This window comes from Glaciimonas sp. Gout2 (assembly GCF_035018905.1).
GTDB lineage: Bacteria > Pseudomonadota > Gammaproteobacteria > Burkholderiales > Burkholderiaceae_D > Glaciimonas.
This window is the reverse complement of sequence record NZ_JASJXA010000029.1, coordinates 25,577-47,073: the sequence shown is the minus strand read 5'-3', so window position 1 is coordinate 47,073 and position 21,497 is coordinate 25,577. Positions and strand designations below refer to the sequence as shown.

At 49.1% G+C, this 21,497-nt stretch carries 14 protein-coding genes; 5 read left to right on the top strand and 9 right to left on the bottom strand.

Translation table 11 applies throughout. The features are described from left to right. Positions 1-118: 118 nt before the first annotated feature. The 8 genes from QN379_RS17420 to QN379_RS17385 form a co-directional block, all read right to left on the bottom strand. Positions 119-1,162 (bottom strand): LacI family DNA-binding transcriptional regulator, encoded by a 1,044-nt coding sequence (locus QN379_RS17420; protein ID WP_322239319.1) that lies wholly within the window; start codon positions 1,160-1,162, stop codon positions 119-121. 319 nt (positions 1,163-1,481) lie between these two features. Beyond that, positions 1,482-2,426 carry a DNA ligase gene (locus QN379_RS17415; RefSeq protein ID WP_322239317.1) on the bottom strand — a complete coding sequence of 315 codons (945 nt, stop codon included), beginning with the start codon at positions 2,424-2,426 and terminating at the stop codon, positions 1,482-1,484. A gap of 150 nt (positions 2,427-2,576) precedes the next feature. Beyond that, positions 2,577-4,733, bottom strand: a complete 2,157-nt coding sequence (locus tag QN379_RS17410; RefSeq protein ID WP_322239315.1) for a DUF2235 domain-containing protein — start codon at positions 4,731-4,733, stop codon at positions 2,577-2,579. After that, on the bottom strand, positions 4,734-5,285 hold the full coding sequence (locus tag QN379_RS17405) for a DUF3304 domain-containing protein (protein ID WP_322239313.1): 552 nt from the start codon (positions 5,283-5,285) through the stop codon (positions 4,734-4,736). Next, on the bottom strand, positions 5,286-5,657 hold the full coding sequence (locus QN379_RS17400; protein ID WP_323507182.1) for a DUF3304 domain-containing protein: 372 nt from the start codon (positions 5,655-5,657) through the stop codon (positions 5,286-5,288). Positions 5,658-5,828: 171 nt separating this feature from the next. Continuing rightward, positions 5,829-6,383 carry a DUF3304 domain-containing protein gene (locus tag QN379_RS17395; protein WP_322239309.1) on the bottom strand — a complete coding sequence of 185 codons (555 nt, stop codon included), beginning with the start codon at positions 6,381-6,383 and terminating at the stop codon, positions 5,829-5,831. Positions 6,384-6,434: 51 nt separating this feature from the next. Continuing rightward, on the bottom strand, positions 6,435-7,331 hold the full coding sequence (locus QN379_RS17390) for a DUF4123 domain-containing protein (protein ID WP_322239308.1): 897 nt from the start codon (positions 7,329-7,331) through the stop codon (positions 6,435-6,437). Positions 7,332-7,350: 19 nt separating this feature from the next. Further along, entirely contained in the window at positions 7,351-9,939 is a 2,589-nt protein-coding gene (locus tag QN379_RS17385; RefSeq protein WP_323507178.1) for a type VI secretion system Vgr family protein, read from the bottom strand. Between the two features lie 607 nt (positions 9,940-10,546). Here QN379_RS17385 and idi point away from each other — a divergent pair. The 3 genes from idi to QN379_RS17370 all read left to right on the top strand — a co-directional run bounded on the left by idi (position 10,547) and on the right by QN379_RS17370 (position 14,747). Beyond that, entirely contained in the window at positions 10,547-11,086 is a 540-nt protein-coding gene (gene idi, locus QN379_RS17380; RefSeq protein WP_322239304.1) for an isopentenyl-diphosphate Delta-isomerase, read from the top strand. Between the two features lie 258 nt (positions 11,087-11,344). Then, positions 11,345-13,405: a prenyltransferase/squalene oxidase repeat-containing protein gene (locus QN379_RS17375; protein WP_323507177.1), complete on the top strand. Its 2,061-nt coding sequence runs from the start codon at positions 11,345-11,347 to the stop codon at positions 13,403-13,405. Between the two features lie 10 nt (positions 13,406-13,415). Further along, complete coding sequence (locus QN379_RS17370) at positions 13,416-14,747, top strand: cytochrome P450 (RefSeq protein ID WP_322239299.1); 1,332 nt, start codon at positions 13,416-13,418, stop codon at positions 14,745-14,747. A gap of 220 nt (positions 14,748-14,967) precedes the next feature. Here QN379_RS17370 and QN379_RS17365 read toward each other — a convergent pair whose 3' ends face one another. Continuing rightward, entirely contained in the window at positions 14,968-15,879 is a 912-nt protein-coding gene (locus QN379_RS17365; RefSeq protein ID WP_322239297.1) for a LysR family transcriptional regulator, read from the bottom strand. 145 nt (positions 15,880-16,024) lie between these two features. On the opposite strand from QN379_RS17365, the gene QN379_RS17360 reads away from it, so the two are divergent. Next, positions 16,025-17,044, top strand: coding sequence for a zinc-binding alcohol dehydrogenase family protein (locus tag QN379_RS17360; RefSeq protein WP_322239295.1), 1,020 nt, complete (start codon positions 16,025-16,027; stop codon positions 17,042-17,044). A 381-nt stretch (positions 17,045-17,425) separates the two neighbouring features. Continuing rightward, on the top strand, positions 17,426-21,442 hold the full coding sequence (purL, locus tag QN379_RS17355; RefSeq protein WP_322239293.1) for a phosphoribosylformylglycinamidine synthase: 4,017 nt from the start codon (positions 17,426-17,428) through the stop codon (positions 21,440-21,442). The last annotated feature ends 55 nt before the right edge of the window (positions 21,443-21,497 follow it).

Sequence of the window (21,497 nt, the reverse complement as noted above, 5' to 3'; positions counted from 1 at the left end):
GATCCTCATAAGGATTTTGATGAAAAATCATCGCCACGCAAGCCGTTGGATTTGGTCAATGGGCCGCAGTGTTGGCGGGAATCAGGGCAAAGCGGTATTTGCGACCGGATACGCATCATTACGTGCTCCCTCTGAGAACTAGATGATGGTCAAGCAGAACGCCCGATACAGGAACCGTTGGCGCGGTCAAGCGGTGCAATAAAAGCAGCGCGGCGGTTTCACCCAGTGCGCGCATTGGCTGCGCAATCGTCGTCAGACCAGGATCAATCTGCGCAGCAATCGCAATGTCATCGAAGCCGATCACCGCGACGTCTTCCGGCACGCGTTTGCCAAGTTGACGCAAGGCGCTCAAGACGCCGATGGCCAACGTGTCGGAGACGGCAAAAATGGCTGTCGGCGCATCCGACTGTGCCATCATTTCTAACGTGGCGACGGTTCCAGCGGCGTAATCCAGGCTTTGAACGGTTTTGCGCCATTCCGGGCGTGGTGTCAAACCGGCAGCGTGCATGGTGTCGATATACCCGGCTTCGCGTTGCCGCGCATAAAGATAACGGGCGTCAGAATTGATCAAGCCGATGCGCTGATGACCACGCTGAAGCAAATGGCGAATCGCATCGCTGGCAGCGCGATGATTATCGATGCTGACATAAGGGACGGCAACTGTAGGATCAAACTCGCAACAGGCGACCCATGGCAGGCGCACTGACTCATTGGCTAAGGCGTGTTGAATGGTGTCGGGATCAAGGCAGATTGCACCGTCGGCACGATGGGTGCGTAGCAAATCAAAATACGAGCGTTCTTGCTCTTCCTCTGCGCCGGTGTCGCATAGCAGGACAAAGTAACCATGCTGACGGGCAACATGATTGATGCCGCGCACAATCTCGGCGTAAAAAGGATTGCCTACGTCAGGCACCATGGTTAACAGCAAGCGACTCTCGGCAGTGCGCAAGTTGCGCGCCAGATGATTCATCCGATATCCCAACGCCTCAACCGCAACCATGACTTTATCGCGGGTTTGGGGGCGTACGCCGGTTTGCCCATTCATGACACGCGAGACAGTCGCTACTGATACGCCTGCGTGGGAGGCGACAGACGAGATTGATGCAGACGAGATTGAACCCGGGTGATCGGAGGTGGGTAAAGGCGAATCTTCAGTACGCATCGCAATTCAGTTAAAAATGTAATCGATTACATTTTTAACTGAACGGGGGTACTTATGCAAGGATTGTCGATGTTGCAATGCGGTAGGAATGATGTCTGGATTGCTTCTACATTATGAACGAATAGTGTTGAACTGATTCTGGCTGAACGGCGTTGAGCACTATTTTGCTTAGTATTGATTGTGCTTTTCAACATTTTTATTTTCGTTTCTTCACCAGCACGATAATAATCTCGTCTGGTAAAAATAACGCTACGAGTTATCTGCGCTTTAAATTGACACACCGTTTTAACCTTAGCTAAATGTGAATGTTAAAGCAGCTTTACTGTTTGATCGTTTGCAGTAGTTCAGTTGGTGGCATTTCATCGCGTATGTGCATAAAACTCGCAAAGCGCGGTACGCCACCTGGATGTAATCCCCGATAGCGATACGTCACCCAGCTACTAATCGGCGGAGGTCGGCGACGCTCGGCGTCCGTGAACCCCGTCCCAATCCGAAAGCGTAATCCTGTTGGTGTTTCGACTATCAGCGCACCCATCACGCCGAGATGTTTTCCTTTTCCGGGAAGATAGCCGACGACTCTGGCTTCAGTATCATCATGCGTTTTCATTTTGAGCAGGTCGTCACTACGTATGCCGCGATAGGTTGCATTGCCTCGATGTAGCATCAAGCCTTCGCCGCCTTGGTTGACATTTTTTTGGAGCATGCTTTGTAGCGCTTGTTGATCCGCGACCTTGATTTGCGCTACCGCTTCAACCCATGGCTTTGCTATCTTGGTGACGAGATTTTGCAGCACGGGAATACGTTCATCGAACGTTCCTGAATGCGCCGGTAAATCAAATACCATAAAACGAATCTGACGCCACGCTATGTCATTGGGTATCTGTTGTCGCACAGTCGAAACGGCTGTCGTGAATAGTCCGCGACCGGCCCATAACTCACCATCTAGCGGAACCTTCGGCCAGCCAGAAGTGAACCACGCAGGCGCATGAATCGGATTGCCACCGCGGGTCCATAACGCCACTCCATCCCAATAGCCCCTTACGCCATCCAATTTTTCACTGACCCAATACTCTGCCAGTTTTACGCCAGGATGATAAATATTTGCCTGCATGAGCGACGGTGGAGGACGCTCGTTTGTTCGGCCGGTTTGTGGCGTGATACCAAGAAGCAAGAAAATACTACAAAGCAGGACCATGACGATTTTTCTGCGGAGTTGTCTGGTTTTGATAAGGTGAAATGGTCGGGGCTTCTTGTCTATAGACATGCGGTGTTCTTTCTTGCGTTGATGAAGTTCGGCTGTTTTAGTTTGACTCGCGCCGTATCAGTAATAAATACCTGATTGCTTTCGACGACTAACAATTAATTACTCGTTAATGCGTTAAGTGGAATTTCGCGGATGAATGATGGGCGTGAACTATTCGAAGATATGTCGCTGTCGCAAATAGCCACTTCCTTCACGACGTGTATTTGTCTGAGTCACAATAAAGGGAGAGCGCAATTCAGCGACGTCGGCATCAGTTTGCAGCGGATAAAACCTCGCTAGCGTGGCTTGCTCATCTTTCGAAAAAATAGTCTGTTGTCTGGCACTTTGCCTAGCTTGAATTTTGTCCGCACGGTAGTAAGCGTAAGGACGACGTGTTTGTGGATCAATTTCTCCATTCCGATAGTTGGACATGTTATCCGCCGCTTCCAATGTATCGACACGGCTTTGCAGTATGGCATCCAGTTGCGGATTGTCCTTGATCCCCTTTTGATAGTTTTGCCATACACGACTTCTATACGGCGTCGATGGCGCTTTCCCTGAATCGTGATACGCGATTGCCATCTTGAGCAAAGCTTCTGATTTTTCTTCAAGGGTGGTGTAACCGGCCAAATAGAAATTCGCCAGTGAATCATGGATGTATTCTTCCAGCAGGACTAAAAAGGGTGCGTTCTGCGGCACCGCTGCTTTGGTCATTTCTCCCAAGGCCCATAATTCATTTGATTCCGGGGGCACCCCGCTACGCGCCAGGCGCAGTTGCCAGGCGTTTGCCACGCCATGATCTTCGGCAGCAAATCGGAGAGAGGGCCGACCATGCACATCGCGACCAAAACTATCTCGACCATTCCTTTCATCGGCCGCTAATTGGGCGCGTTTTGTCAGCAGTTTGACATCGCCTTTTAGTAAGGCGTTATAGCTTTGCATATTGTGTTGTTCTTGCTGGTTGGCGCGGTTGTAACCGACAGAGTTGGTCAACCCCTCCAATCGCAGCCGTCGAAAACTGTAATACAACCGCATGTGCTGACGGACGATACTGTGAAACGTGGGAACGATCTTACGCTCTGGATCGCCCTCAAATTCTGTTTTTCCGGCCGCCATATAATCGTTCCAGGCGATGGCAAGTTTGGGGCTGATGGCATAGTCTTCCTTGAGATCAGACTCCATCACGCAATAGTTAACTAAAGGCACACCCGCTTTACTCGCAGCCAGATACATATGCGCCAACGGGACCTGCGACAGCAGCATATCCAGTTCTCCTTTGCCATTTTTGATTCCACGTCCGTGGTCGCCCGGCGCGTAACCGCCGCCGACATCGGCATGCACACCAGGATAGATTACTTCGGTGACGTTTTTTCCTTGCACGCGTGTGAGCGGGAAATTGCGTCGTAGCTCATGCCCGGCGCTGTAATGCACAGTTTGTTCTACGCATGCTGGCAGTGGGGACAACGTTTCATTTGCCCACGCCCAATGCCCATCGGCCCAAAACGCCGGGGTAGTTTCTGCCGCCGATTGCGACATGCCGGTACTTGCCACGCAATCAAATAGTCCAAGAAACTCGATACTGGCAGGCATTCCTGCAAAGGTGCCATCCTTCACCAGCAAGTCGTTAAACCAGTAACAAAATGCCCGAGCCTGCATCGCGCCACGTGAAAATCCGAAAACCGAAAGGCTAATTTTTGGAATTTTTGGTAAGGGACGATCCTTGCGGGCGAGACGCAATGCAATATCCAGTTCGTCGCTTAGCCCTTTAAACCAACTACGCCGGTCGGGGCGTGGTTCGTGGGCGTCGCGTAATGGGTCACCGGTGTCAATTTCGCGTGTGTATTTTTGGAGTTTGGCAGTGATGTCTTTAGGCCAAAACATTGGACGATCATTGTTAAATGCTTGGTGCACCGCGTTAAATACCTGCAGTAATGCATACAAAATCCTTGCTTGCCCACCTTTGCCGAACGCCTTTCCTTCCATTGTTTCGCGCCATTCGTCGTTTTCCAGAAAGGGCGTACCCAAACCGGGAACATAAATACGATAATGTCCCGGTGCATTCATCCAGCCTTGCCCATCCGCGCTTTTATGGGCATTAAACAACTTGACGATGTTGGTATGACTTTGTAGCGGCTCGTCTCGGTATCGGTTGTTATCGGTTCCATCAAAAAACACGCCAATATTGATATATTGCTGGCACCACGGAATATTTTTGGTTGGTCGTCCTTTTTTTAGAATGAGGCTACAGAGGTCGGCGGTGGCTGGTGTCATTTCTTTTTCAACATTATCGGAAATAATTAATGGTGCTGATTGGATCATTGCGTGCATTTACTCTACCTCGGGCGGGGCTGTTGTGACATTGCTGAGAATGGGATGAAGGGTACTTCTTGGAAAATAGAACGCTGACACGACACGCACTTCATCGTTTTCAAAAAAATGGACAAAAAGTGTTCCGACTCTGTTGTACCGTGGAATCGTGGTGGTCTTTTCTATCCAGTTTTCTTCCCCTTTGATTGGCCGATTCCAGCGAACTTTAACTTTCATTCCCGGCTGCCATTGATCAGGTAGCGTGAAACCAAGTGCTGCGATAGAGGTGCCCATTTCATGAGGCCAGCAATTAAAGGAGTACATCATGTCCCTTGCCATCGTGCGAGGTTCCTGAACTGCATAGGAATCGATATATGCATCAGTATGATTTGCACAGGACATTGACACAGCTGTCGATGGAATCGGCACGAATACGGGACGTTTGGGTTTTGCTGCTTGCGAGGTTTTGTGTGGCGTGGTGCCACAAGCAGTGAGGCCGACTGCGGCCGTGATTAACAGCGACCATTTAATGCAAGCGATGTTCGTTAGTGCAGATTGGACAAATGTGTGCATTTATTCTACCTCGGGCGGGGCTGTTGTGACATTGCTGAGAATGGGATGAAGGGTACTTCTTGGAAAATAGAACGCTGACACCACGCGCACTTCATCGTTGTCAAAAAAGTGGACAAAAAGTGTTCCAACTCTGTCGTATCGTGGAATCGTGGTGGTTTTCTCGATCCAGTCGCGCGCATTAGGTTTCCAGCGAACTTTAACTTTCATTCCTGGCTGCCATTGATCAGGTAGCAAGAAACCAGCCGCAACGATTGAGTTACCCATTTCATTCGGAAAGCAATTGAAGGAGTACTTCATGTCTCTTGCCATCGTGCGGGGCTCCTGGACTGCATACGAGTGAATGTACCCATTCGTGTGATTTGCGCATGACATTGGAGCCGGGGTTGAGGGAATCGGCACGAATACGGGCCGTCTGGGTTTTGCTGCTTGCGAGGTCGTGTGCGACGTCGTGCCGCAAGCAGTGAAGCAGAGCGTGCTAGTGAGTAATATCGCCCATTTAATGGAGGCGAATGTCCATGGCGCAGATTGGATCATTAGGTGCATTTACTCTTCCTCCGGTGGGGCGATGGTGATGTTCATTAAAATGGGATGATTACGATTGCGAGCGCCATGATTCGGAGATGAAACAACACGAACCTCATCATTTTTAAAAAAGTGCACATAGAGTTTTCCTGGACTTTCATATCTTGGAATCGTGGTGGTCTTTTCTATCCAGTTATCTTCGCCTTTGATTGGCCGATTCCAGCGGACTTTAACTTTCATTCCTGGCTGCCATTGATCTGGCAGCAAGAAACCAGCCGCAACGATTGAACTGCCCATTTCATGCGGCCAGCAATTAAAGGAGTACTTCATGTCCCTTGCCATCGTAAGCGGCTCTTGGACTGCATACGAGTGAATGTACCCATTCGTGTGATTTACACAGGACATTGACACAGCTGTCGATGGAATAGTAACGAATACCGCACGTTTGAGTTTTGCTGCTTGCAAGGTCGTGTGAGACGTCGTGCCGCAAGCAGTGAGAACAAGGGCGGAGGTGATTAATACCGACCACTTAATGAAAGCGACGTTCGTTAGATTAGATTGGATAATTGCGCGCATTTACTCTTCTTCAGGGACAATGTTAAGGTTGATTGGAATAGTCAATCGGGTTTATCCGAGCGTGCGCAGAGAAGCGCGCTTTACCGCGGCTTCGACACCAAGCGTTTGGGCTTCATCCAGCATATCCAGAGCGCAAAAATAATCAGGAAGCTGCAGAGATTGTGCGACCAGCACATGTCGCTCGTCATCAATGGTGATATCGCGTTTATCCATTGCCAGCAATAGCGTACGGATGCTTGGAAAGAGCATGGATGGAGTTTGGTCCGGCGGTAGTGCGAACGGTTGCTTGGCAAGTTCGCGCAAAATATAATCTGCCTCGCCGCTATCGATTAACCACGCGTATTGCTTGTCGGTGATATCGATGGCATTAGATTCGCCGACCGCAGAAGGTAGGTACGATGCTGCATCAAAGCATGTTCCGTCGATGGTCGTCAGCGTGCCTTTGCGGTTGATTAAGTGCCATTTGGCAAAGCCGGAACAGAATGCTGTGCGTTGTGCAGTATCGAAGCTGTACAGAATATCCTCACTGCAAATTGTGTCCGAAAACGGGAGCGAAAAACACATTCCGTCAGATGTTGTGCGGATCTGTAAGAACGGCGTGAAGTGGCGTTTTAGCGCATGGATGGTGAGTGGGCTTTGTAGAATACTGAGCATCGGCTTGCCTGCACAGCTTTTAAGTACACCGGGTAAATTCATTGCGGTCATGGCGATGAGGAAGGGGGCACATTCTTCCAGTTCGCTTAATACCGTCTTGTCGTATAGAGACATAACTTCACTGTTTTCGCTTCGACTTTTTTTCCACATTTCCATACCGAAGTCGTCATCAAAGGTACCGTCGATCAACACGAAGGTTGATAGTTGAGCGTGTTTGGTGCTGGCTTCGGTTAAGGTCGCTTCGATCTGGCTGAGTAATTCTGGATGGTATGGGTCAAGGCCGTAATAGATCATATTTTTCTTTTCAATTTAATTAGATTGGAGGAGAGCCTGCACGTGTAGCCGCGGTGCGCGCCGATTGTTGACATTCTTTGCACGCTGCTTGAGGAAATTGGTGTAATGCGATCGGCAGGCTGTTAGGTCCAACCGTCGAATGGCTGGCGGCATGCACTTTCCACATTCCTTTTGTACCGCTTTCAATTCCGTTGGCATTCCATTTGGCATAACTGCCGCCGCCATTGATCATGACTTCTTCGGTGGCGTTGATGACGATACGGTTGGCGGTGAGCGTAATGTTGAGTTTGGCAAGCAGATTGATGCTGTCTTTTAGCGCGGTAAGACTAATGTCGCCACTGGCAGCGACAAGTTTCATCCCTGCTTGATAGCTAAATAGTCGGATACCGGTTTTGACACTGGCGATGAGCCGCTGTCCTACCGACAAACTCATATCCTGTCCGCTGGTGAGCGCTACATGCTCCCCGCTGGCAATGTGGGTCGATTGCGGCGTCGTGGTAGCGATTCCCGCCGGACTGGCGAGTATCAGATGCGGTGCGGTTAATTCGGGAAAGCTGCCTTCTTTGACGTTGCCGTTGTTTCCGTTGTTGCCGCCGGTCCCTTGAATCGCGTCGTTCTGATCGGTGAGTGAAGTGGTGACCGCTTTGTGCTCATCGGCTTCAAGCGCACCATGTTGCTGCGCCAGTTCACCAAAGCTTTGCTGTTGACCGTGCGCATCGATCAGGCGCTGTGCCGTCTCGCCCAGATCGGTGATGTGGTGACTGGCATGAGTACGGCTTTCGGTGCTGATCAGCAGACCGTTTTTAGCACGGATTGCGCCATGTCCGTCGGTGCGCAGTTCAAATCCTTGTCCGCGGGCTTCCTTGCGACCGGCGTGGTCTTCGATGCGTGTAATGTGGCCTAAACTTAATTGGCTATGCTGATGATCGCTTTTGAGCTGGCTCTGGATTTTGCCAGCGGTGTCATCCATGACCAGATGGTTGCTACGTCCGCTGGCGGCATTGCCACCATCAGGTGTCAGTTCGCGTGAGCGAAATCCGGATAGCGCACTCTGGCTCGGCAATGCCCACGGTGGCGTATTGAGTTGGTTGTACACCCGTCCGGTACATAGCGGCAAGTCGGGATCGCCACCGAGAAAGTCGACGATGACTTCCTGACCGATGCGCGGAATATGCATGCCGCCGAGTTGATTGCCAGCCCACGGTGCGACGACGCGGACCCAGCAACTGCTCTGATGATTGTGTTGGCCGAGGCGGTCCCATGGAAACTGGATCTTGATGCGGCCGAGGGTATCGGTCCAGATGTTTTGTCCCTGCGGACCGACCACGATGGCGGTGGCGGGACCGTGGGTCAACGGTTTGGGTGTAGACCGTTGCGGTCGCACGTTCTCGCTGGCCGGTTGCACCGTAAAGTCGACGTGGACGCGATAACGTTGCCGATGCGCATTGTCGGACGCCTGCGTTTCTTGCGCGGCTTCGTCGATCCTCAGTGTGGTCGATAGGATCACATACTCGGCATTGGCGGCGGTCTGCGGATGGCGCTCTAATGTAAAGATGCAACCGGGCACCATGCCGCGTAGATGGCCTTGGCCTTGCGCTCGTTGGCCGGCGCTGTGTAAGGCTTGCATGCGCAAACGGGCGATGAAATCGCCTTCGGCAAACGGATCATTCTGGCTTTCCGGGTTGGTGCTTGCTGAACCGGAACCCGCCTTCGGCTGGCTATAATGCGCGTCGGCATGCCATTCGTAGACCGCTTGCTCACTGTGCGCAGTGGGGCGGGGATCGTAGCGGTTGGCGGTGAGATTGGCCTTGGGCCTTGTGTAGTCATAATCCCGCGTGGTGTACTGGCCGGAAGTGAGTTGATGTACGGGTGAAAAGGCATGAATACACTCTTCATCGATATGTTTGCCTTCCGTATGAAACTGCACCACGTGATAAGCGCTGCTGGGCGAATTCTTATGCGCACCGATGCTGTCGATTAAGACCAGTCGATGGACGCCGTTATCATGCTCGAAGAAATAGTTGATTCCCCATTCTTCGCACAATCGACTAAAGAACGTAAAGTCGCTTTCGTTGTATTGGGTCTGATAGTCGCGTTTGGGATAAGTCTCAATGAGACGCTTGTCGACTGGACAGGCGTAGTCGGCAAACAGCAGATCGATGATCTCGATCACGCTTTGATCCTGAAATATCTTGCAGTCGGTGGTCAGTGTCGCCAGATGCAACCATGGGCGCAAGGTGACTTCGTACAGCGCATGGCGTCCTTCCTGACGCAGCACGCGGGCAGCGGTAATCAAGCCGGAGATTTCACGCGTCCCAGCACCGATGTTGCCAAGCAGATTGTCAGCAAATGCGCTGTCGAAAAATCCACCGCTGCCATCCAATGCAATCATGATGGTTAACTCGCGACCAATGAAATCGTCAAGATTGACATTGCCGATATCTTCACTCAGATGGATCAAGGATTCGGGTGTCATCAGCACGACGGTGTAATCGAATAATGCGTTCATGCCTTCCGTGCCAGAGAGACTAATCGGCACCAGCGCAGGTTGATTCAGGCGTGTTGGAATAGCGCTGCTAGATGCGCTGAGAGTGCGACTGCTGGACATTGGGGAAAGACCTTCCGCTACGAACGTGAGGACGATTTAATGCAATCTCTATCGCATCTTGCAATCGTGGAGGTGAAAAACTCTGTGGCAATATTAAACGGGAATGATCATCAATAGTGCTAAGAACTTTCTGAAAATGTATGCCATTTTCAAATTTAAGAATAGTCCATAGTTATCTTAAGTACGAGCAAATTCTTTTACTTGGAATGCTGGTTCGTTTTTATTTTTCTACAATATGCGACAGTAACGACCTTGAAAATTCATACAGGCTAAAGCAGTGCTATACCAAAAACCTTTGGATAAATACTTTGTATAAAAAAATGTCTGCGTAATTCAATAAGAGCGTTAATATGGAGAAATTATATTTCCTGAGGGGAATTAAAAGATCGCTGGCAAGTTACTAATTTGCTGCTGCTGCTGCTGCTGCTGCGAAATTTCTTCGTACAAATGGGAGGGTCGTTCGATAAAGTAAGCCATCTGAAGTAAAACAGACAAGATGAGCTGTGTGATTACACGTCATTGAATGACGCTTAAAAAAAATCCTAACAGAGCAATCTATTTGCAGCATGCGTGTTGGTGTTACCTTTTTTATTAAAGATTCCACATCATGGACGAAGTACTCATTCTGGTTGATCAATATGATCACGCCATTGGCGTTGGTAATAAATTACAAGTACATCAAGATGGTGTATTGCATCGTGCATTCTCAATTTTTATCTTTGATAGTGATGGTCGCTTGTTGTTGCAGCAGCGCGCTAAGGATAAATATCACTCTGGTGGTTTATGGACAAGTACCTGCTGTGGTCACCCACGACATGGAGAGAACAACGATGATGCGGCACATCGTCGGCTCATGGAGGAAATGGGATTCGATTGCCCCTTGCAAGAAGTCGCCGCCATTACTTATCGGGCATCGGTTTCCAATCATCTTATTGAGCACGAATTCGATCACATTTACGTTGGTAGATTTAACAGCGAACCTGTGCCAAATCCTGATGAAGCCTCGAATTGGTTTTGGATAGCCACGCCTGCTTTGCTGGAATGGATTGCAGTTCAACCCCAGGTCTTTACTGTTTGGTTTATAAAAATTCTGAATGAAGCTGGCGACGGCTGCCTGGAAGTCTGGAAGTCCTATGTGCAAAAATAAGCATATTATTTTGCCCGGTAGATTGTCAGCATGCAGAGAATTGCAATCCTAATATTGTCTTCATTTAATATATAAATAGATGCGGGTGTCTTCGCATAAAACGTCGCTAGTACGTTTGTGCTCACCAGACTGTCTCGCAAATACGACCAAGGTTTGCGCTGGTTGTTTGCAATGGCGGTACACGAACTATCGTTGACTCTATTAGCTAAAAACTCCTTGGCTGACTGAATCGCATCACGCAGTAGTTCATCAAAATCGTTGGATATTAACAAGAAAATATCTAAAAACCAGCATATGAAATCCGGATCAACAATAATCTGCTCGTCTAAAGATGAGTGCAATCAGTCTCAAATTGCCTCAGCACTCAAACGAGCCTGTTCTTACTTTATCCAAAGTCAAAATAAAACGGGGGACTGGGAAGGTGAGATGTGGTGGTGTCCGTTACCCACCGCGCAGGTAGTGTTGACGCATAAAATAATTGGGCATCCGATTGCTGATGAAAAGAAGTCTTCCATATTGCATTATTTTGCGAAAACCCAACGACCTGATGGTGGATGGGGATTCCATGATGAGTCTCATTCCTACCGCTATGTGACTACCCTAGTGTATGTCGCTGCCCGTTTATTAGGTATGTCTGCAGATGACCCTATGTTACGCAGTGCACATAGGTGGCTGGACTCTCAACCGGGTGGAGTAGATAGTGTTCCGACTCATGGCAAATTCTGGTTGGCAATCTTGGGGCTATATGACTGGCATTTTGTAAATATAGGCGGACCAGAAGTTTTTCTTACACCGCGTTGGTTTTTTTTATCACCCACTCGCTTTTATTGCCATACCCGCTCAGTTTACCGAGGCATGGTTTACCTAAAGGGCGTGCGGTTCCAATATGATTTAGGCTTTGTAGCACAGACAATACGCAATGAATTATATGGTTCCGACTCTAAAGCTGCAGATAGTAGTCAGCGCCACGCAAGTCGTCACACAATTGCATTGACCGATGTATTTCACATGCCTGCTCGTGTATTGCGTATTTTGTATGACATCCAACGTTGGAGCGAAGGTGTTCTGCCCTATATATTTGGCACAAAACGAGTGCGCCAGCGTGCCTTGGCGCATTGTCTGGAGCGTATCCTTGCTGAGCAGCGTACAAGCAATTTTCAAGGTCTTTCTAGTCTAAGCAGTAGTCTCAATATATTGGCACTGTGGCACGAAAATCCTAATCATAGTGCTGTATATCGCAGTGTAGAGATGTTGGATAGTTGGTGCTGGACTAGCGCAGCCGAAGGGACTCGTTATGCCGGCGCTCGCTCGCTGACATGGGATACGGCATTCACACTGCAAGCACTGACAGCTTCACATCAAGTAACAGAGCAAGTCATACTAGCTGTGCGTGCTGCCTATCATCGTCTCCACAATATGCAAATTACAAATGAATTACCAATTGAGGAGCGTGACGAACGAGACTCAAATTCGGGAGGTTGGTGCTTTAACGATTCAACACATCAATGGGCAATCTCTGACTGCACTGCTGAAGTAATCAGTGCTTTACTAAGTTGCCATCATCTACCAGAGGTAATCTCACTAGAAAATCGTATTTCCGTCGCTCACTTACAAGCCGCGATTGGTTTTTTGTTGACCCGGCAAAATGCAGACGGTGGCTTTGGTTCTTATGAACGTAGTCGCGGTATGCATTGGATGAATAACGCTAATCCAACCGAAATATATGGCAATTGTATGGCTGAACTGTCCTACATTGAATGTACAGCTTCTGTTTTGCGCGCCTTGTATATTGCCGTTCAGGATTATCCAGAGCTGGGATCTGAAACTGTACGTCATGCCATCAACAGATCAATAAAGTTTTTATGTGCACAGCAACGATCTGATGGCACATGGTTAGCCGCTTGGGGTGTCAACCTGATCTATTCGACTTGGTTTGCGGTAGAAGCACTATGCGCTGCACAGCTTTCTCCTTTTAATTCAACGTTGCAAAAAGCAGCTGCGTGGTTGAAAACCATACAGCACGCCGATGGTGGTTGGGGAGAGCATTTTTCTGGATGTCATACCGGCTCTTATGTAGATCATCCTGCGAGTACTGTCGTTAGTACTAGCTGGGCGAGCCTCGCCCTGTTGGCGATTGAAGGACCCCAATCAGTAGCTGCCAATCGCGGCATCATGTGGCTGGTTCAGCGTCAACAGACAGATGGCACCTGGTCGGGCGATGCGGTGAATGGTGTTTTTTTTCGTACAGCGCTTTTGAATTATCGACTGTATAGCTGTTATTTTCCTACGTTAGCTCTGGCAAAAGCAAATCCTCATTAGGAGAGTTACTTTGATAGTTCAATCTGCCCCGTGGGTATCCGGCAAAATACCTGTTCTGGGACATCTGCTAGCGTTCCGCGGCAACCCAACGCCATTTATTCAACGTGGCCTAGAGGAGCATGGTAAATTATTTCGCTTTAAATTCCTGAGAAAAACGGTGTATGTTTTGCTGGGATCGCAGAATCATGCGGCGTATTTTCATGCGACGGATGCACAATTGGGCGTACAAGAATTTCATCGTATCCTCACTCCGGTGGTGGGAAAAGGCATCGTCTACGATACTGAACCAGCGCGGATGGATCAACAAATGCGCCTGTTACATGCTGCCATACATGAACAAGCAGCCTTAGGTTATATAGATACCATCGTTAAGGTAGTGGAAGAATTCACCTCTCGCTGTGGCAAAGAGGGAACATTGAATATCTCCATCATTATGGAGACATTACTCGTTAAAATCATGAGTCGTTTTATTCTGGGACAAGACTGTTCTTCATCGGATTCACTGCATATTTCACAGTTGTATCGTGAAATGAAAAATACTATTAGTTTAGTATCGGTTGTATGGACTAATGCCCCTTTACTGTCTCATTGGCGACGTGATCATGCGCGGCGTCAGGTGGAAAATCATTTTTTGCAGATTATTAGACAAAGACGCTTGCAAAAGATAAAAAATCAAGATCTTTTAGGATCCCTTATGTCTTCGCGCTATCCCGACGGATCTGCTTTGTCCGATGATGAAGTAATTGGATTAGCCATCATGACATTTTTTGCAGCGCAAACTAACACACCGATATTGGCCACTTGGACCGGTTTATTATTGGCGCATTATCCCGATTGGTCAGCCAAAATTCGCGAGGAAACTGAGCATCCATTGAAACAGTATCCGATATTACCAACAGCTATTCAGTCTCAATATCAGATGAGAAACTTCATCAAAGAAGTCGAACGCTTATACCCCACGGTCAATCTGATACCGCGCCAGGTATTGTATGATTTTGAAGTAGGTAATATGGTCGTGCCAGCTGGCAGTTTCGTTGCAGTTTGTCCGCCAGTGAGCCATCGATTGGCTGAGGTATTTTCTAATCCACTTAACTTTGATCCAGATCGTTTCTCTCCCGGACGTGAAGAAGATAAACGACAAGCCTTTTCATTGATTGGATTTGGGGGCGGCAGACATTTCTGCTTGGGTCAAACAATGGCGCAACAATTTATAAAACTGGTTTGGGGTCTTTTGTTGCAAAAATTTGCATTTACAGTTGATGATGCAGACTTACAAATTAATCTAAAGAAACCGCTAACTGAACCATTACGACCCTTAATGCGATATCGCCGTTATCGGTGACTATTTGACGCAGTATTACGTATGAATCATTCTGTTCTTTTTTTATCTGGAGCTATACCTGGAATAGGAGATTAACTGAATTTCGTTACCATCCCTCAATAGTGGGGACGAAAAATGTTAAGGTAATAGTAAGCGGGAATGGTCGTCAATAGTCCTAAGAACTTTCTGAAAAACGACCACCGATTTTAAAGTTAAGAATAATCCGCAGTCTTCATATGGATTAATAAGCTCTCTCACTAGGAATACCCAAAGCATGAAATTTCTCACGCAAAAATAAGAGTAATGTGCGTAGCACGGGTGAAGCGCTGCTGCGATCCGGATAGACCATGTTGAGCGGGGTTTCTTCTCCGACGTATTGATCCAGCAATGTTACTAATCTTCCTTCCGCTAAATCCAGTCTCACATCCAGCCATGATTTGTAAGCAATCCCCAATCCGGCAATTGCCCATTCCCGCGCAATCGCGGCATCGTCCGTCATGCGGTCACCGCGCACCTTGATAACGATTGCATGTTTTCCAGAGTGAAAGCGCCAGTTGTTAAACAAACCGCGCTCGAGATAAAACAGTAGGCAGTTATGTTCTGCCAACTCTTTTGGCGTGGTCGGTGTGCCATGTTGCGCTAAATAAGCGGGTGATGCGACCGCTACGCGCCGACTCGCGGCCAGCGGTTGTGAAATCAATGTGGAGTCATCTAGTTTGCCATACCGAAAGGCAACATCAATCGGTGCACTGAAGAGATCGATAATGCGGTCGGAGAATTGCAAGGCCAGAGTTACTTTTGGATAGGATTGCTGAAAATCATTCAGCCAGGGAAGTAAGACGTTTCTACCTACGTCTGCGGGCATGGATAAGCGCAAATGCCCTTTGATTTCGCCGTCGCTACGTAAATGGGCTTCACCTTGATTGAGAAGCGTCAAAGCTTGACGCCCATATTCTAAAAATAAGGTGCCTTCCGGCGTTAAGCGCAGGCTTCGCGTGGAGCGAACAAATAATCGTGTGTTTAGGTGAAGTTCCAGGCGTTTTAGACTCGCGCTCGCGGTTGCTGGCACCAGATCAAGTTGGCGCGCAGCTTTGGATAAGTTGCCTAAATCTGCGGTGAGAACAAAAAGCTGGATGTCTGTGATTGAGTACATTGGCAAATTATTTTTGAAAGTGAATCAAATAATAGACTCTTTATAAAATAATTCAAACAGGGATAATAGTTTTCATTCGCTGAGCAGCGCCTCAATCAAAAGTGATTGGTATTTGTCACTACTTTTACACCTATCAGGAGCACACATGAAAGCCATTGCATTAACGCGCTATTTGCCAATCGATCATCCAGAGTCCTTAATGGATGTGACGCTGAGTAAGCCGACGCCGCAAGGTCGTGATTTGCTTGTTGAAATAAAAGCAATCGCCGTTAATCCGGTCGACACGAAAGTGCGCGCACCAAAAGCCAAAGTTGAAGAAGCGCTGCGCGTCTTGGGATGGGATGCCGCTGGAATAGTGCAGGCGGTCGGTCCTGACGTTAGCCTTTTTAAGGTCGGTGATAAAGTTTTTTATGCCGGTGACATCACGCGGCCTGGTACCAACAGCGAATTTCAATTGATCGACGAACGCATCGCCGGCCATATGCCGAAATCGCACGATTTTGAGCAATCTGCAGCCTTGCCGCTCACCGCCATTACTGCTTGGGAAGCGTTATTTGAGCGTTTGCAAGTCACAACGCCACCACACGCCATCCCGCGCAAATCCATTCTGATCATCGGTGGCGCTGGTGGAGTCGGTTCAATTGCGATTCAATTAGCGGCAAAAGTTGCTGGATTGACGGTGATTGCTACTGCCTCGCGTCCAGAGTCAGAGAAATGGGTCCGTGAGCTGGGCGCGCAGCACGTCATTAACCATTTTGGCGATCTACAGGCGCAACTGAAGGAAAAGGGATTTTTAGCGGTAGACCATGTCTTGATTCTGAATGACACTGATCAGCATTTTCCAGCGGCGGCGGCAGTGATCGCGCCTCAAGGGATGATTTGCAGCATTGTAGAAAATGCCGCGCCTTTGGATCTTAGCTTGCTCAAGTCAAAAAGTGCCGGTTTTGTCTGGGAATTCATGTTCACGCGTTCAATGTATCAGACCCCCGATATGCAAGAGCAGGGCAATTTGTTGAATGAAATTGCACGTTTGATTGATAGCAAAATCCTGGTAACGACAGTAGGGCAAGTCCTTTCGCCAATCAATGCGGCTAATTTACGGTTAGCGCATGCAACGTTGGAAGCGGGCCATGTGATTGGTAAAATCGTATTGAAGGATTTCTAACTTTTATTTTTGCCAACTTCCTGCGTGGAAAATAGTGGCAAATAATGATGGTAAAAAATCTATACTCATTCGATTCTTAGGATTCGGGCGGGCGCAGAATCCGCCAAGGTAGTATTCCTGGCACCATGGTCGTTACCGCGTTTTTACGACTAACAAAGCGCTATGGCGGTGAGAGAGATTACGTACCAATCTACCCTTAGGATGGATGTGACAACCAGATGCGGAATCCCTCATTCATCCAAGGATTCCGCATTGTGGAAAAATTAGCACCGAAACAAGGATTTTACGGGAACGAATAGAGCGCCCTCCGAGGCATGGTTGTATAATGGCGGCTTCTGATTTAACCCGCGGCTTATAGCTGCACAACCCCTCCATATCGCCATGTTGATTTTGCCGGGTTCTAATGCCCTTCCTGCTTTTCGCTCCCAACGTCTTTTATCTCAATTACAGCTGATTGACGCCAATATAATCGGCGTTACCGGTCGTTATGATCATTTTGTCGATGCTTTAACAGTAGTGGGGCAAGATGATCTCGGTCGTTTGCAAGCGCTCCTGACTTATGGTGATCTTTTCGAGGGAACTAGTGGCGGCGAAGAATTTATCGTTATCCCACGGTTTGGTACGATTTCGCCATGGGCAAGTAAGGCGACCGATATTGCGCGCAATTGCGGGATGTCGAACATTAAGCGTATCGAACGCGGTATTGCGTATCAGGTGCACCTTAAATCCGGCCTGCTCGGCGGGGTTAAAAAACTCAGCGAAGCTAGTATTTTAGCGATTGCGGATGTATTGCATGACCGCATGACGGAAACGGTGTTACGCAGTCCCGAAGCGGCCAGCGATTTGTTCCGTGAACTAGAAGCTGCTCCACTGGCTTCTATTGATATTTTGGCTGGCGGTAAAGCGGCGCTTGAGACTGCCAATAGCACACTCGGTCTTGCTTTATCCGACGACGAAATTGATTATCTGATGGCGGCGTTCACCCGTGCTGAACGCAATCCGACTGATGTCGAATTAATGATGTTTGCGCAGGCTAATAGTGAGCATTGCCGACATAAGATTTTCAATGCGGACTGGACGATTGATGGCCAGACGCAGGACAAGTCATTGTTTGCGATGATCAAAAATACCCATGAATTGCATCCGCAAGGCACAGTCGTCGCGTATAGCGACAACTCGTCGATCATTGAAGGCGCGACCGTGTCACGCTTTTATCCACGCGGCGCGGCCAACGGCGACGTCTATGAGGCGACAGATGAGTTAACGCACATCCTGATGAAAGTCGAAACGCATAATCATCCTACTGCGATTTCACCTTTCCCGGGTGCATCCACTGGTGCGGGTGGTGAAATTCGTGACGAAGGTGCAACTGGTCGCGGTGCCAAGCCCAAGGCCGGTTTGACGGGTTTTACCGTATCCAATTTGATGCTCCCTGACGCTAATCAGGCATGGGAAAACGCGGGCGATGTGACGATTTCTGCTGATTCTGTGAGTGCGTCCAGCACCGCTATTTACGGCAAACCGGATCGTATTGCCTCGCCATTGCAAATTATGATCGACGGTCCCTTGGGCGGGGCGGCTTTCAATAATGAATTTGGTCGTCCTATATTGGGCGGCTACTTCCGTACCTACGAACAAAACGTTGCTGGCAATGTGCATGGATATCACAAGCCGATCATGATCGCTGGTGGTATCGGTAGCATTTCAGATAAACACACGTTTAAAAATGAACTGCCGGTCGGTAGCTTGCTGATTCAACTGGGCGGTCCCGGCATGCGTATCGGCATGGGCGGCAGCGCGGCATCATCGATGGCGACCGGTACTAATACGGCAGATCTCGATTTTGACTCGGTGCAACGTGGCAATCCCGAGATGGAACGGCGCGCACAGGAAGTGATCAACGCTTGCTGGTCGATGGGCGATACCAATCCAATTCTGTCAATTCATGACGTCGGCGCTGGTGGTTTGTCGAATGCATTCCCTGAGATTACCAACGACGCCAAGCGCGGTGCGATCTTTGATTTGCGTAAAGTGCCACTGGAAGAAAGCGGCATGGCACCGAAGGAAATCTGGAGCAACGAATCGCAAGAACGCTACGTGATGGCGATTGCACCAGAAAGCTTGCCGCTATTTGAATACTTTTGCCAGCGTGAACGCTGTTTGTTTGCGGTAGTCGGCACCGCCACAGAAGAACGTCAATTGAAGGTCATTGATCCGCAACACAATAACAATCCGGTCGATATGCCGATGGATGTGTTGCTCGGAAAGCCACCTAAAATGCACCGGGATGTCCAGCGTCTGGCTCACAATTTGCCAGCCGTGGATCTGACCGGCATGGATTTGCTGGAAGTGTCGCAGCGCATATTAAAATTGCCGACGGTAGCGGATAAGTCGTTTTTGATCACGATTGGTGATCGTACTGTGGGCGCGACTTCAGTGCGCGATCAGATGGTTGGCCCATGGCAAATTCCGGTAGCGGATTGCGCCGTGACCAGCATGAGTTTTGAGGGTTATTTGGGCGAAGCGATGTCAATGGGTGAACGTACCCCGTTGGCGGTGATCAATGCTGCTGCGTCGGGTCGTATGGCGGTCGGCGAGGCGTTGACCAACATTGCTGCTGCGCCAATTGCTCATATTTCAGATATCAAATTGTCGGCCAACTGGATGGCCGCGTGTGGTCAGCCCGGTCAAGATGCCGCATTATTTGATACAGTCAAAGCAGTGGGTATGGAATTGTGTCCGGCGCTTGGTATCAGTATTCCGGTTGGCAAGGATTCCTTGTCCATGCGCACGACCTGGAAGGATAACGCCGAGGATAAGGCAGTGACGTCGCCGGTGTCATTGATCGTCTCTGCATTTGCGCCGGTCACCGATGTGCGTCGCGTCCTCACGCCGCAGTTGCGAACCGATGCAGGCAATACTGCTCTCATCTTCATTGACCTTGGACGTGGCAAAAACCGTATGGGCGCATCGGCGCTGACGCAGGTAATGCAGCAGATCGGTAATGAAACGCCAGATGTCGACAGCGCAGAAGATCTGAAAGCTTTCTTCAGCGCTATCCAGCAACTCAATAGCGAAGATAAATTGCTGGCCTATCATGATCGTTCGGATGGCGGCTTATTTACCACGTTGTGTGAAATGGCATTTGCTGGTCATGCCGGTTTTTCAGTCAATCTCGATATTTTGGCTATGGAAAGTGAACACGCTGCTGATTGGGGCGATTCGAAAAACTGGGCTGGTCAAGTGTCGGAACGTCGTAATGAAATGACATTACGCGCCTTGTTCAGCGAAGAACTGGGTGCTGTGATTCAAGTCCGCGCCGAGCAAAAGTCGGATGTCATGAACGTGTTGCGTACTTACAATCTGGGCGCATGCAGTCACATTATTGGCAAGCCTGACGCCCGTGATGTGATTGAATTTACTCGCGATGCAAAAGTGATTTACAGCCAGACGCGGATTGCATTACAACGTTTGTGGAGTGAAACAAGCTGGCGCATTGCCCGTTTGCGTGACAATCCAGCCAGTGCCGATGCTGAATATGACCGTATTCTGGACGTGCTTGATCCAGGTATCACGCCAAAAATTACTTTCGATTTTCAGCAAGATGTAGCAGCACCGTTTATCAATGTCGGCTCTAAACCACGCGTGGCGATTCTGCGCGAGCAGGGTGTCAATTCACACATCGAAACCGCCTATGTGATGCACAAGTCGGGCTTCACTGCGGTCGATGTGCACATGAGCGACCTGATTGCCGGACGCGCCAAACTCGACGATTTCAAAGCCTTTATCGCCGTCGGTGGCTTCTCTTACGGCGACGTGCTCGGTGCTGGTGAGGGTTGGGCCAAGACCATTTTGTTCAATAATGCGCTGGCTGATCAGTTCTCTACGTTCTTTAACCGCACCGATACGTTTGCACTGGGCATTTGCAACGGTTGCCAGATGATTGCCAATTTAAAAGGCATCATTCCCGGTGCGCAAGCGTGGCCAAAATTCACGCGCAACAAGTCGGAAAAATTCGAAGGCCGGTTTTCGATGGTACAAATCGAAGAATCGCCATCGATTTTCTTGCAAGGCATGGCCGGTACGCAAACCGCGATTGCGGTTGCACATGGTGAAGGCTTTGCAGACTTCTCGCAAACTGGCGATATTAATCAGGCGTTGGTGGGTATGCGCTTCGTTGATAATAAAGGGCAAGTGAGTGAAGCTTATCCATACAATCCTAACGGTTCGCCGCAGGGTATTACTGCGGTCACTACCGCAGATGGTCGCTTTAATGCCATCATGCCACACGCCGAACGCGTGTTCCGTAGCGTGCAGCAATCGTGGCATCCTGATAGTTGGGGCGAAGATTCTCCATGGATGCGCATGTTCCGCAATGCGCGGACGTGGGTTGGCTAGCAGAGATGGATCTTTGGTCTTTTCCAAGATGATCTAAAGTTCATATTAAAATAAG